This window comes from Trinickia symbiotica (assembly GCF_002934455.1).
In the GTDB taxonomy this organism is placed as follows: Bacteria; Pseudomonadota; Gammaproteobacteria; order Burkholderiales; family Burkholderiaceae; genus Trinickia; species Trinickia symbiotica.
On sequence record NZ_PTIR01000010.1, the window covers coordinates 79,444 to 93,159 of the forward strand.

Sequence of the window (13,716 nt, forward strand, 5' to 3'; positions counted from 1 at the left end):
ACTCGCCGAACGGCATTTTGTTTTGGGGGCTCGGCTGCGGGTTACCCTCGATGCGGGGGCCTGGCGCCGATGGCAGAATCTTCCCGGACGTGCGTGTCTTGAGGGCTGCGAGAACCGCGGCATGAATTCGCGACAAGGAGAGAGGGGACGCCGATGGCTACACCGAATTCCGATAGTGGCGCAATCATCGCGCCTCAAGGCGGGCTTTCCTACGTGCGCGGCTCGACCGACACGCCGCTTTCCGAAGCGACGCTCGGCGAGTTTCTGCTCGATACCGTCCGACGTTTTCCGGATCGGCCTGCTGTCGTGTTCCGCGAGCAAGGCATTCGCTGGACATGGCGCGAGTTCGCCGACGAAGTCGATGTGCTCGCCGCGGGCCTGGCGTCGCTCGGGATCGTCCGCGGAGACCGCGTGGGCATCTGGTCGCCCAATCGGGTCGAGTGGCTGATGACGCAGTTCGCAACCGCTCGCATCGGGGCAATCCTTGTCAACATCAATCCCGCCTACCGGCTCGCCGAACTCGAATACGCGCTGAATAAATCGGCATGCACGGCCATCATTGCGGCGGAGCACTTCAAGACATCGAAGTACCTCGAAATGTTGCAGGCGCTGGCCCCTGAGCTGGCGGATGCCTCGCCGGGGCAGCTGCACGCGGCGCGCCTGTCGCATCTGCGCTCGGTGATTCGCATGTGCGACCAGGAAACGCCGGGCATGCTGACGTTCAGCGAGCTCGTCGAGATGGGGCGCATGGCGCTCGAGACAGTGTCGCTCGACGAGATCGCCGCATCGCTCGACGCTCGCGACCCCATCAACATTCAGTTCACGAGCGGCACGACGGGCAATCCGAAAGGCGCGACGCTCACTCATCGCAACGTCGTCAACAATGCACGCTATATCGCGATGGCCATGCGATTGACGGAAGCCGACTCGCTTTGCATCCCGGTCCCGCTCTATCACTGCTTCGGCATGGTGCTCGCGGTTCTCGCGTGCGTATCGGTCGGCGCGCAAATGGTCTTCCCGGGTGAGGCGTTCGATGCGGCCGCGACACTTGCGGCGGTTTCGGAAGAGCGTTGCACCGCCTTGCACGGCGTCCCGACGATGTTCATCGCGGAGCTCGATCATCCCGACTTCGACAAGTTCGATCTCGGCGCGCTGCGCACAGGCATCATGGCGGGCTCGCCATGTCCGATCGAGACGATGAAACGCGTGGTCGCGCGTATGCATTTGTCGGAGATCACGATCGCCTATGGCATGACCGAGACGAGCCCCGTGTCGTTCCAGAGTTCGACGACCGACCCGCTCGAAAAACGGACATCGACGGTCGGCCGCATCCAGCCGCACCTCGAGGCGAAAGTCGTCGACGAGACGGGACAGATCCTGCCGGTCGGCGCGACAGGCGAGCTCTGGACGAAGGGATACTCCGTCATGTTGGGCTACTGGGACGACGAGTCACGCACGCGCGAATCGATCGTCGACGGCTGGATGCGCACGGGCGATCTCGCGACGATCGACGCCGAAGGCTACTGCAACATCGTCGGCCGCTTGAAGGACATGTTGATACGGGGCGGCGAAAACGTTTATCCGCGCGAGATCGAGGAGTTCCTGTTCCGACATCCGAAGATTCAAAGCGTTCAAGTCTTCGGCGTACCCGACGCGAAGTACGGCGAGGAAGTCTGCGCTTGGATCGTCGTTCGCCCTGGCGAGCGAATGACCGAGGACGAAGTGCGCGAATACTGCCGCGGCCAGATTGCGCACTACAAGGTGCCGCGCTACATCCGCTTCGTCGACGACATGCCGATGACGGTGACGGGCAAAGTCCAGAAGTTCGTGATGCGCGAGCGGATGATCGAAGAGCTCAAGCTCGCGATGCCGAAGACCTGCTGACGTCTACCGTCAAGCCAACGTGCGCATGGAGCGCATCGAGCAAGCAAACGCCGGGCAAAAAAAAAGCGGGCCAGCGGCCCGCTAAAAACCACACGCTACGGGGTTAGCGCGAGGAGACCAATGAAGGAACTGACAGGTGCCGATCAATAACACCAACGACAACCGCACCTGCAACGGCTCCAACAGAGATGTTCCCAGAGAGGAATTCGTTGTTGCTCGCCGATTTTTTGATGCTCTTCAATGTGTTGCGAATTCGGCGATGAACGACATCTGTGTTGAAACCGTTGAGGGGCATTGTGGGCGAATTAGCCCGACGACGCGGTAACAAAGTGTTTCAGGATGTAACGCCACGCCGGACAAGGCTTCGCGGGATTTTTTGCCGTTTCTTATCTGCTGGAATGTCAATGTTTCCGATTCGACAGTTGTTTGAAATCGATTGCATGTAAGCAATCGAATAAACCGGAAATCATTTAATGCGAATATTCCCGTTTTATGCAACTGCTACTCGAAATAAAAGCGAGAACGGCTCGCATCGAGATGATTCGGCAGTGTTCCCCGGCAATCCAAATGTAAACGGGTTCCCTTCAGACACCGTGCCGCCGTGGCGCGAGGAAGTCACCGTGCGGTGCGCGAAGCGGCCTTGAACTTATTTGAGCCACTTGTCGGAGATCGTCTGAAATTCGCCCGTTGCCCTGGCGAGGTGCAACCATTGGTCGACGTACTGCTGATAGACAACATCGCCGCGCGGCAGCATGTAGGCCTTCTCGCCATATTGGAACGGCTTGTCGGGATGGATCGCGCAAAGGCCTGGATTGAGCTTTTGCTGCAGCAGCGTCTCCGAGGCGTCGGTCACCATCACATCGGCCTTGCCGGCCAGAATCTGTTTGAAGATCGTGACGTTGTCCGGATAGACGGTGAGGCTCGCGTGAGGAAGGTACTGCCTCGCGAAGCGCTCGTTGGTGCCGCCCGGATTGACGATGACGCGCGTCGCCGGCTCGTCGATCTGCGCGACCGTCTGATACTTGTCCGCGTCGGCGCAGCGGGCGATCGGCGTTTTTCCATCGACCATGTAGGGCTCCGAAAAGAACACGCGCTTCTGGCGCTCGAGCGTCGTCGAGACGCCGCCGGCGGCGATGTCGCACTTCGCGACGAAGTCGCTCATCAGGTTCGGCCACGTCGTCTTGACGTATTCGGTTTTCACGCCGAGCGATTTCGCGAGCGACTCCGCCATGTCGATGTCGATGCCTTCGAATTTGCCGTCGGCGGCGAGGAACGAGAACGGTTTGTAATCGCCCGTGGTGCACACGCGCAACGTGCCGCGCGCGATGATCGCATCGAGTCGTCCGTCAACGGGGCCCGGCGCCACGGGCATTGCCTGCACGGGGCCTCCGGAATGGGAAGCGGCTGCGGCGTCGTTGCCACCCGGCACGACGTGGCTCGGAACCGAAGCCGGTTGCGACTGAGCAAAAACCCCGTGGGTGCAACTCAAACCGAGGAAGCACACCAAGCCGGCAAGGCGTGCGAGGACGTTCTTTTTCATCGAAGTTGCTCCCGTTCAAGACAAGGCCTGTGTTCGCCCGTCTTCAATCGACAGGCTGCGGCATTTCCGCGCGATCGTAACAGGATCCGCTCAGCAAAACGGCGTGCCGCGCGGGCGGGGCTGTCTGGTCCGGTAGAATGACCGCTCGCAACGCTTTGCCGCCCATTGCATCGAACCGTGGCCTCGACTCTGCTCAACGATACTTTTTTGCGTGCGCTGCTGCGCCAGCCGACCGATTACACCCCGATCTGGCTCATGCGCCAGGCCGGCCGCTACTTGCCCGAGTACAACGCGACTCGCGAGCGCGCGGGGAGCTTTCTCGGCCTTGCCAAGAACCCGGACTATGCGACCGAGGTGACGTTGCAGCCGCTTGCGCGTTATCCGCTCGATGCCGCGATCCTCTTCTCGGACATTCTGACGATTCCCGACGCCATGGGACTCGGGCTTTCGTTCGAGGCCGGCGAGGGGCCGCGCTTTGCCCGGCCCGTGCGCAGCGAAGCCGACGTTGCGCGTCTCGAGGTGCCCGATATCGAGGCGACGCTCGGCTATGTCGTCGACGCGGTTCGCGAGATCCGGCGCGCGCTCACCGACGGCCAGGGTAGGCAGCGCGTGCCGCTGATCGGCTTTTCGGGCAGCCCGTGGACGCTCGCATGCTATATGGTCGAAGGCGGCGGCTCGGCCGACTTTCGCACGGTCAAGACGATGCTCTATGCGCGGCCGGATCTCATGCATCGCATCCTCGAGGTCAACGCGCGAGCGGTTAGCGCGTACCTCAATGCGCAAATCGAGGCGGGCGCCCAAGCCGCGATGATTTTCGATACCTGGGGCGGGGCGCTGGCCGACGGCGTCTTTCAGCAATTTTCGCTTCGCTACATCGAAGCGGTCGCGCGCGGCGTCAAGCGCGAGCACGACGGCGCGCGGATCCCGCTGATCGCGTTCACGAAGGGCGGCGGCCAATGGCTCGAAGCGATTGCCGCCACGGGTGTCGAGGCGGTCGGGCTCGACTGGACCGTCGACCTCGGCCATGCGCGGGAGCGAGTCGGCTCGCGCGTAGCGCTGCAGGGCAACCTCGATCCGACCGTGCTGTTCGCTCCGCCGGCGGCGATTCGCCGCGAAGCTCGCACGCTCGTCGAGCGCTTCGGCAATCACCCGGGGCACGTCTTCAACCTCGGTCATGGCATTTCGCAGTTCACGCCGCCCGATCATGTCGCCGAGCTCGTCGACGAAGTGCACCGCGCGAGCCGCGCCGTTCGGGCAGGACAACGGCCGGCCGAGCCCGCTTAAATATGGACTTAGTGTTGCGATGCAACGAGCTGGGCTCGCGATCTAAGGGCTAACCCACCCCGAATGCGCCGCCGACCGGCGCTTCGGCAATTGTCAAGACTTGACTTATACACATTCCTTTCGTTGCGGCGCGGTAGAGTTCAGGGCGGTTGACTCTGACGTTCAAACGATGTAGCGGAACGCTGTTGGCCTTGTTCGACAAGGGTTTGCGGGCGAAGGCAGAAATGTGCGGTTGCCCACGGAAGGCCGTCGCCACGCCATTCGATGGCTTTTGGCGCGGCACTTGTCAACAAAGTTATCCACAGAAGCGGCTCCCCGCTGAGCAATTCTCAACAAGATCGTGAACTTAGCGGCGAATCTCATGTATTACTTTAAGTCGCACTTGCCAATATTCGGGTCGTATCGCCGCCGCGCTGGTCTTTTCCGCGAGCGCGCGTCGCATGAATGAGGTTTTCGTCCGCATCGCGCTCGATCACCCGCTGCCGACGCTTTTCGACTATCGCTGCGATCCCGCGCTGGCTCCCGAGCCCGGAATGCTCGCGAGCGTCCCATTCGGCAAGCGGCAAGTCGTCGGCCTCATCTGGGAGGTCGCCGCGACGAGCGAAGTCCCGGCCGATCGGCTGCGCGATGTGCGCGCCGTCTGCCATGCCGTGGCTCCGCTCGCGGGCGAATGGCTCGAACTCGTCACGTTCGCCGCCGATTACTACCAGCGCTCACCCGGAGAAGTGGCATTGCCTGCGCTGCCGCAGGCGCTGCGCGAGCCGGCCCGTTGGAGCCGGCTCGAAGAGCCGCCGCGGACTTTTCGCCTGACGGACGAGGGACGGACCGCGCTGCCGGACGCATTGCCGCCGCGTGCGAGCGCGCTGCGGCGGCTGGCGGCGGCGCTTGCGGAGCGCGCGGCGCTCGATGCCGCCGACGCGCGGGCGATCAATGCCAAGGCGCTGTCGGTGCTGAGCGAGTGGGTGGCAAGCGGATGGGTCGAGACGATCGATAGGCCATCGGCCTCGGCGTTGCCGGCCGGGCGCCCCGTGCTGACGGACGAGCAGGCGCAGGCATACGAGACAATCCGGGCCGCGCGCGGTTTCGCGCCGTTCCTGCTGCACGGTGTGACGGGAAGCGGCAAGACCGAGGTCTATTTGCATGCGCTCGACGCGCTCTTCACGGAACGGCCCGACGCCCAGGCGCTCGTCCTCGTTCCCGAGATCAATCTGACGCCGCAGTTCGAGGCCGCGTTTCGCGCGCGTTTCGCGGCACTGCACGGACCCGCGTCGGTCGTGACGCTGCACAGCGGCATGGCCGACGGCGAGCGAGCGCGCAGCTGGCTCGCGGCGCATCGAGGCCACGCGCGCATCGTGCTCGGCACGCGCCTGGCGGTGCTGGCTTCGCTGCCGCGGCTTGCGCTCGTCGTCGTCGACGAGGAGCACGATCCGGCCTACAAGCAGCAGGAAGGACTGCGCTACTCGGCCCGCGATCTCGCCGTCTGGCGCGCGAAGCAACTGTCGATTCCGGTGGTGCTGGGCTCCGCGACACCGTCGCTCGAAAGCTGGTGGCACGCGGGGCAAGGCCGCTATCGCCGGCTCACGCTCGCGCGCCGCGCCGTGGCCGACGCCGCGCTGCCGGCGGTGCGGATGATCGACCTCGAAGACGAGCGCCGGCGCGGCAGGGCAAGCGTCGACGGGCTCTCCGGGCCGCTCGTCGGCGCATTGAAGGCGCGAGTCGAGCGCGGCGAGCAAAGCCTCGTCTTTCTCAATCGGCGCGGCTACGCGCCCGTGCTCGCGTGCGACGCCTGCGGCTGGGTGGCCGGCTGCCCGCGCTGCAGCGCCTACGTCGTGCTGCACAAGCCCGAGAGCGCCATGCGCTGCCATCACTGCGGCTGGGAAACGCGGATTCCGCGCGCCTGCCCCGACTGCGGCAACGTCGATCTCGCGCCGCTCGGACGCGGCACGCAACGCGTCGAGGAGACGCTCGCGGCGCTCGTGCCGGGGGCGCGCGTCTTGCGCATCGACGCGGACAGCACGCGTCGCAAGGGCAGCGCGCAGGCACTTTTTTCCGACGTTCACGCGGGCGAGGTCGACATACTCGTCGGCACGCAGATGATCGCGAAGGGACACGACTTCAGGCGCGTCTCGCTCGTGGGTGTGCTCAATGCCGATGCGGCGCTTTTTTCGCACGACTTTCGAGCGGGCGAGCGGCTCTTTGCGCAGCTGATGCAGGTCAGCGGGCGCGCCGGACGCGCGGGCTTGCCCGGCGAGGTGCTCGTGCAAACGCGGTACCCGCGCCATGCGCTTTACCAGGCGCTTTCCCGTCACGACTACGTGGGCTTCGCCGACGCGACGCTCGGCGAGCGTCGCGACGCGCGGCTGCCGCCTTTCGTCTATCAGGCGCTGCTGCGCGCCGAAGCGCGCACGCTCGAGGGGGCACTCGCGTTCTTGCAGCAGGCTTGCGTCGCACTCGCCGAAATCGGGACGGCCGACCGTGTCACTGTCTACGACCCTGTCCCGATGACGATCGTCAAGGTCGCGAACGTGCATCGCGCGCAGTTGCTCGTCGAGAGCGGATCGCGTGCCGCGCTGCTCGCGACGCTGCGTGCGTGGCAGCCGGCGCTGCGTGCGACGAAAGGCGCGTTGCGCTGGAGTCTCGAGGTCGATCCGCTCGATATCTGATCCGCCGGCCGGCTGGCGAACCGGACAAAGCGTTGCGCGCCGAGCCCGGGCGTTATCGCAAGCGGTTGCGCGCCGCGCGGGCGCGCGCGCGGACCCCGATCGCGTAGCTGGAACCGTAGGTACCGCTCGACGGGCCGCAGGCGACTCGTCTCGCGCTGGCCGGAGTGGCCGGCCGCCGCCGCTGCGGCAGTTGCCGACAATATCGCGCCGAAGACCGGCTTTCGTGGCAGCAAAGCATGTGAGCCTCGCGTGTTGCTTTTATCGCGCTTTTTGCGCGCGGTGGTCTCGGAGGTCAGCGCTCGCTGGCTGCAGTGGTCTCGCGCGCGTTCCCCGCTTCTCTGTGCTTCAGCCGCCTTTCGCGCGAGCGCGCCATGGCGAGCGCCCGGTTGCGCGCCGGCGAAGCGCCGCGGATGAACAACGTGAGGCACACCATCGCCAAGAGCCAGATACCGCCGACTATGATCCACATCTCCATTTCGCGCTCCTTCCCTTCCGCGCTCCGTGCGGTGGGGCGCTCAACGGGTTTACGGCAACCGGAAGCGCCTTCTGCAGCGGTGTTGTAAGGAGGTCGCACGCACATACGGCCTCCGACTGACAGCGATTATTCGCGTCGGCGTGGAATGATGAAGCATCGATAAAGGCGGGGAAACTGCCGCACTTCGCCCGATCGAGGAGCGACGCGGGTTCGATGCGGGGTCGAAGCCCGCTCTAGGTCGCCTCGAAGCGGGCTCGACGCGCCGATGGGGGGCGTCGGAACGCATCCGCCTCGACGACACCAATCAGGGAAAACACCGACCGCAACCGGCCGCGCCCCGCCTGTCGCGATTCGCCGGAAATCGTTGGGCTGAAAGGCCGTAGCGGCGGGTGCAACCGATGCGGGTAATCGGTTGCACCGTTTAATTTGAAAGCGTACGATTCGGCCACCTTTTGGTCATTTGCCGGTGCTTGACCGGCGTCGAAGAAACATGGCGAGTACCACCCTTGGCGTGAAGGTCGACGATCTTCTTCGCTCGCGGCTCAAGGAAGCCGCCGCGCGTCTCGAGCGCACCCCGCATTGGCTCATCAAGCAGGCGATCTTCGCTTACCTCGAGAAGATCGAGCATGGGCAAGTGCCGCCCGAACTGTCGGGCGCGGCCGGTATCACCGAGTTCGCTGACGGCCATGCGGCCGACTCCGAGGAAGAAGGCGCGCCGCATCCGTTTCTCGATTTCGCGCAGAGCGTGCAGCCCCAATCGGTGCTGCGCGCGGCCATCACGGCGGCCTACCGCCGCCCGGAACCCGAGTGCGTGCCGGTGCTGATCGGCGAGGCACGGCTGCCTGAAACGCTCGCGGCGCAAGCGAGCAAGATGGCGGCGGGTCTCGTCGAGACGTTGCGTGCGAAGCGCACGGGCGGCGGCGTCGAAGGGCTCATTCATGAATTTTCGCTGTCGAGCCAGGAAGGGGTCGCGCTCATGTGCCTGGCGGAAGCGCTTCTGCGGATTCCGGATCGCGCGACGCGCGATGCCTTGATTCGCGACAAGATCAGCAAAGGCGACTGGAAGTCGCACGTCGGTCACGCGCCGTCGCTCTTCGTCAATGCGGCGACGTGGGGCTTGATGATTACGGGCAAGCTCGTCACGACGAACAGCGAAGCGGGCCTGTCGTCGGCGCTCACGCGCCTCATCGGCAGGGGCGGCGAGCCGCTGATCCGCAAGGGCGTCGATATCGCGATGCGGCTGATGGGCGAGCAGTTCGTCACGGGCGAGACGATCTCGGAGGCGCTCGCGAACAGCCGCAAATACGAGGCGCGCGGCTTCCGCTACTCGTACGACATGCTCGGCGAAGCGGCCACGACCGAGGAGGACGCGCAACGTTACTACGCCTCGTACGAACAGGCGATCCACGCGATCGGCAAGGCGGCGGGCGGCCGCGGCATCTACGAGGGGCCGGGCATCTCGATCAAGCTCTCCGCGCTGCATCCGCGCTACTCGCGCTCGCAGCACGAGCGCGCGATGAGCGAACTGCTGCCGCGCGTGCGCTCGCTCGCGCTGCTCGCGCGCCGCTACGACATCGGGCTCAACATCGACGCGGAAGAAGCTGACCGGCTCGAGATTTCGCTCGATCTACTGGAGGCGCTTTGCTTCGATGCCGAGCTCGCGGGCTGGAACGGCATCGGCTTCGTCGTCCAGGCTTATCAGAAGCGTTGCCCGTACGTGATCGACTACGTCGTCGATCTCGCGCGCCGCAGCCGTCATCGCATCATGGTCCGGCTCGTGAAGGGCGCCTACTGGGACAGCGAAATCAAGCGCGCGCAGATCGATGGGCTCGAAGGTTATCCCGTCTATACGCGCAAGGTCTACACGGATGTCTCGTATCTCGCCTGCGCGAAGCGGCTGCTCGCGGCACCGGACGCCGTCTATCCGCAGTTCGCGACGCACAACGCGCATACGCTTTCAGCGATCTATCATCTGGCCGGCCAGAACTACTACCCCGGCCAATACGAGTTCCAATGCCTGCACGGCATGGGCGAGCCGCTTTACGAAGAGGTGACGGGGCGCGACAAGCTCAATCGCCCTTGCCGGATCTATGCCCCCGTCGGCACGCATGAGACGCTGCTCGCCTATCTCGTCCGGCGTTTGCTCGAAAACGGCGCCAATACCTCGTTCGTGAATCGCATCGCCGACGAGACCGTGCCCGTCGCGTCGCTCGTCGGCGACCCGGTGGAGGAAGCCTCGAAGATCGCGCCGCTCGGCGCGCCGCATGCGAAGATCCCGCTGCCGCGCGAGCTGTACGGCGCCGAGCGCGTCAACTCGATGGGGCTCGATCTCTCGAACGAGCATCGCCTGGCGTCGCTCTCCTCGGCCTTGCTCGCAAGCGCTCATCACGGTTGGCGCGCGGCGCCGATGCTCGCCGACAATGCTCCGCTCGCGGCGAGTGCACGTGCCCCGGGCGCGCGCGAGGTGCGCAATCCTGCCGATCATCGCGACATCGTCGGCACCGTCCTCGAAGCGACGCGCGAGCATGTCGACACGGCACTGGCCAACGCTGTCGCCGCCGCCCCGATCTGGCAATCGACCCCCGTCGAGGCGCGTGCTGACTGCCTTGCGCGCGCGGCCGACTTGCTCGAAGCGCAGATGCATACGCTGATGGGTCTCATCGTGCGCGAGGCGGGCAAATCGCTAGCGAACGCGATTTCGGAGATTCGCGAAGCCGTCGATTTCCTGCGCTACTACTCGGCGCAGATCCGCGCGGAGTTCTCGAACGATACCCACCGGCCGCTCGGCCCTGTCGTCTGTATCAGTCCGTGGAATTTTCCGCTCGCGATTTTCATGGGGCAGGTCGCGGCGGCGCTAGCGGCCGGCAATACGGTGCTCGCGAAGCCGGCCGAGCAAACACCGCTGATCGCCGCGCAGGCCGTGCGGCTTCTGCGCGAGGCCGGCGTGCCGCCGGGCGCCGTGCAACTGCTGCCGGGCGATGGGGAGACCGTCGGTGCGACGCTCGTCGCCGATGCCCGCACGCGCGGCGTCATGTTCACGGGCTCGACAGAAGTCGCGCGATTGATCGACAGGACGCTGGCCAATCGTCTCGACCCTGAGGGCAAGCCGATTCCGCTGATCGCGGAGACGGGCGGGCAGAACGCGATGATCGTCGACTCGTCAGCGCTCGCCGAGCAGGTTGTTGCCGACGTCATGCAGTCCGCGTTCGACTCGGCCGGCCAGCGTTGCTCCGCGTTGCGCGTACTTTGTCTGCAAGAGGAGATCGCCGATCGGACGCTGAGGATGCTGCGCGGCGCGATGAGCGAGCTCTCCGTAGGCAACCCGGATCGCCTCTCGACGGACGTCGGCCCTGTCATCGACATCGATGCGAAGCGGACGATCGAAACGCATATCGCCGCCATGCGCGAAAAAGGCCGTGAGGTGACGCAACTGCCGCTCGCGGACGCCTGTTCGCATGGGACTTTCATCGCGCCGACGCTGATCGAGATCGACGGCATCGCGGAACTCAAGCGCGAGGTGTTCGGGCCCGTGCTGCATGTCGTGCGCTTTCGCCGCAGCGAGCTCGACAAGCTGCTCGAAGCGATTCGCGCGACGGGCTACGGGCTCACACTCGGGATTCATACGCGCATCGACGAGACGATCGCGCATGTCGTCGGCCGTGCGCATGTCGGCAACATCTACGTCAACCGCAACGTGATCGGCGCCGTCGTCGGCGTTCAGCCGTTTGGCGGCGAGGGTCTGTCCGGCACGGGGCCGAAAGCGGGTGGCCCGCTCTATCTGCAGCGGCTGCTAGCCAAGCGCCCCGCTGGCTTGCCGAAAGCGCTGTCGACCATGCTCGTGGCCGATACGCAGCCGAGCGACAAGAACGGCGGCATGAGCGGCGACGCGAGCGGCATGCCGACTCCGCGCGCGGCGCTCGTTGCGCTGCGCGAGTGGCTCATTGCCGAGCGCGAGCCAGCGCTCGCGGCGCGTTGCGACGGGTATCTGTCGAATCTCCCGGCCGGCGCGACGGCCGTCTTGCCCGGACCGACCGGGGAACGCAACACGTTCACGCTCGGCGCTCGCGGCACGGTATGCTGCGTGCCTTCCACGGCGAGCGGCGCCCGAGCGCAATTCGCGGCGGTGCTGGCAACGGGCAACCGCGCGTTGTTCGCGGGTGCGGCCGGCGAGGCGCTCGTCGCCGCGTTGCCGGCACCGCTCAAGCACTTCGCGAGCACCCGAAACGGCGCCGACGCGCCGTTCGACGCGGTGCTCTTCGAAGGCGACAGCGATGAACTGCTTGCGCTCGTGAAGGAAGTGTCGAAGCGCAACGGGCCGATCGTGTCGGTGCAGGGCGTGGCGACGAATGCGCTCGCGAACGGCGACGAAGACTATGCGCTCGAGCGCCTGCTCACGGAGCGCTCGGTCAGCGTGAACACGGCCGCGGCGGGCGGTAACGCGAATTTGATGACGATCGGCTAAGCGACCCTCGGCCGATGGTCTCAAAAAAGGAAGCGGCATGGCGAACCCTGAAGCCGCTCCATTTCTTTGGTACCTAGGAGAAGCTATGCAACACAAGATGAAACAGCTCGCGGGCGCAGCGCTCGTTACGGCAATGGCGATGGCGGGGACGGCGCATGCGCAGCAGGCCGATGAGGTGAAGATCGGCTTCGCCGGTCCGATGACCGGCGCGCAAGCGCACTACGGGGCTGATTTCCAGAATGGCATCGTTCTGGCGATCGAAGACATCAACGCGACGAAGCCCGTGATCGGCGGCAAGCAAGTCCGCTTCGTGCTCGACGCGGCCGACGACCAGGCCGACCCGCGCACCGGCACCACCGTCGCGCAAAAGCTCGTCGATGACGGCATCAAGGGCATGCTCGGCCACTTCAATTCGGGCACGACGATCCCGGCTTCGCGCATCTATGCGAACGCGGGCATCCCCGAAATCGCGATGGCGACGGCGCCCGAGTACACGCAGCAGGGCTTCAAGACGACGTTCCGCATGATGACCTCGGACACGCAGCAAGGCTCGGTGGCCGGCACGTTCGCGGCTAAGGACCTCGGCATGAAGAAGATCGCCATCATCGACGATCGCACGGCGTACGGGCAGGGTCTTGCCGATCAGTTCGTGAAGGCGGCCAAAGCGGCCGGCGCAACGATCATCGATCGCGAGTACACGAACGACAAGGCCGTCGACTTCAAGTCGATCCTGACGAAGCTGAAGGGCAGCAATCCCGACCTGATCTATTTCGGCGGCGCGGATTCGCAGGCTGCTCCGATGGTCAAGCAGATGAAGTCGCTCGGGATCAAGGCGCCGCTGATGGGCGGCGAGATGGTTCATACGCCGACGTTCCTGAAGATTGCCGGCCCGGCCGCGGAAGGCACGATCGCTTCGCTCGCGGGACTGCCGCTCGACGACATGCCCGGTGGCAAGGAATATGTCGAAAAGTACAAGAAGCGCTTCGGCAAGGATGTCGAGACGTACTCGCCGTACGCGTACGATGGCGCGATGGCGATGTTCAAGGCGATGGAGAAGGCCAACTCGACGGATCCGGCGAAGTACCTGCCGCTGCTCGCACAAACGAGCATGCCGGCGGTTACGACGAACCACCTCGCCTATGACGATCGTGGCGATCTGAAGAACGGCGGCATCACGATCTACAAGGTCGAAAACGGCCAGTGGAAGGCATTGCAGAGCCTCGGCGGCAAGTAATCGTCGCCTGACAGCTCGAAGCGAGGATTGGCCGCGGCTGCGCAATCGCACCGCGGCGATCCTCGCTTTTCTCATCCCACCATGCGTCAGCCAAGCTTTGCCGGTTGGCGGACCTTTCGATTATTCCCCGCGAGTGTTCGCGCCTGATCGCCCTTCCTGGCGCGCGATGCAGCC

Annotated in this window: 7 protein-coding genes; 5 read left to right on the top strand and 2 right to left on the bottom strand. The window is 65.0% G+C overall.

The genetic code is table 11. The features are described 5' to 3' along the window. Positions 1-153: 153 nt before the first annotated feature. Positions 154-1,884, top strand: coding sequence for an AMP-binding protein (locus B0G57_RS15905; RefSeq protein ID WP_018441383.1), 1,731 nt, complete (start codon positions 154-156; stop codon positions 1,882-1,884). A 646-nt stretch (positions 1,885-2,530) separates the two neighbouring features. Here B0G57_RS15905 and B0G57_RS15910 read toward each other — a convergent pair. Next, positions 2,531-3,256 (bottom strand): transporter substrate-binding domain-containing protein, encoded by a 726-nt coding sequence (locus B0G57_RS15910; protein WP_083925656.1) that lies wholly within the window; start codon positions 3,254-3,256, stop codon positions 2,531-2,533. Positions 3,257-3,601: 345 nt separating this feature from the next. Here B0G57_RS15910 and hemE point away from each other — a divergent pair, with 345 nt between their 5' ends. Together hemE and B0G57_RS15920 are read left to right on the top strand one after the other, a co-directional pair. Further along, positions 3,602-4,708, top strand: coding sequence for a uroporphyrinogen decarboxylase (hemE, locus tag B0G57_RS15915; RefSeq protein WP_018441386.1), 1,107 nt, complete (start codon positions 3,602-3,604; stop codon positions 4,706-4,708). A gap of 440 nt (positions 4,709-5,148) precedes the next feature. Beyond that, on the top strand, positions 5,149-7,371 hold the full coding sequence (locus tag B0G57_RS15920) for a primosomal protein N' (protein WP_018441387.1): 2,223 nt from the start codon (positions 5,149-5,151) through the stop codon (positions 7,369-7,371). A 292-nt stretch (positions 7,372-7,663) separates the two neighbouring features. On the opposite strand, the gene B0G57_RS15925 is transcribed toward B0G57_RS15920, so the two are convergent. Then, on the bottom strand, positions 7,664-7,846 hold the full coding sequence (locus B0G57_RS15925) for a hypothetical protein (protein WP_018441388.1): 183 nt from the start codon (positions 7,844-7,846) through the stop codon (positions 7,664-7,666). A gap of 490 nt (positions 7,847-8,336) precedes the next feature. Here B0G57_RS15925 and putA point away from each other — a divergent pair, with 490 nt between their 5' ends. Further along, on the top strand, positions 8,337-12,308 hold the full coding sequence (putA, locus tag B0G57_RS15930) for a trifunctional transcriptional regulator/proline dehydrogenase/L-glutamate gamma-semialdehyde dehydrogenase (RefSeq protein ID WP_018441389.1): 3,972 nt from the start codon (positions 8,337-8,339) through the stop codon (positions 12,306-12,308). Between the two features lie 85 nt (positions 12,309-12,393). Next, positions 12,394-13,542 carry a branched-chain amino acid ABC transporter substrate-binding protein gene (locus B0G57_RS15935; RefSeq protein WP_018441390.1) on the top strand — a complete coding sequence of 383 codons (1,149 nt, stop codon included), beginning with the start codon at positions 12,394-12,396 and terminating at the stop codon, positions 13,540-13,542. Positions 13,543-13,716: the final 174 nt, after the last annotated feature.

What these genes read in the sequence shown, in the direction of transcription:
- B0G57_RS15935 (WP_018441390.1), top strand. Translation starts at nt 12,394, where the DNA reads ATGCAACACAAGATGAAACAGCTCGCGGGCGCAGCGCTCGTTACGGCA.
- B0G57_RS15925 (WP_018441388.1), bottom strand. Translation starts at nt 7,846, where the DNA reads ATGGAGATGTGGATCATAGTCGGCGGTATCTGGCTCTTGGCGATGGTG.
- B0G57_RS15920 (WP_018441387.1), top strand. Translation starts at nt 5,149, where the DNA reads ATGAATGAGGTTTTCGTCCGCATCGCGCTCGATCACCCGCTGCCGACG.
- putA (WP_018441389.1), top strand. Translation starts at nt 8,337, where the DNA reads ATGGCGAGTACCACCCTTGGCGTGAAGGTCGACGATCTTCTTCGCTCG.
- B0G57_RS15905 (WP_018441383.1), top strand. Translation starts at nt 154, where the DNA reads ATGGCTACACCGAATTCCGATAGTGGCGCAATCATCGCGCCTCAAGGC.
- B0G57_RS15910 (WP_083925656.1), bottom strand. Translation starts at nt 3,256, where the DNA reads ATGCCCGTGGCGCCGGGCCCCGTTGACGGACGACTCGATGCGATCATC.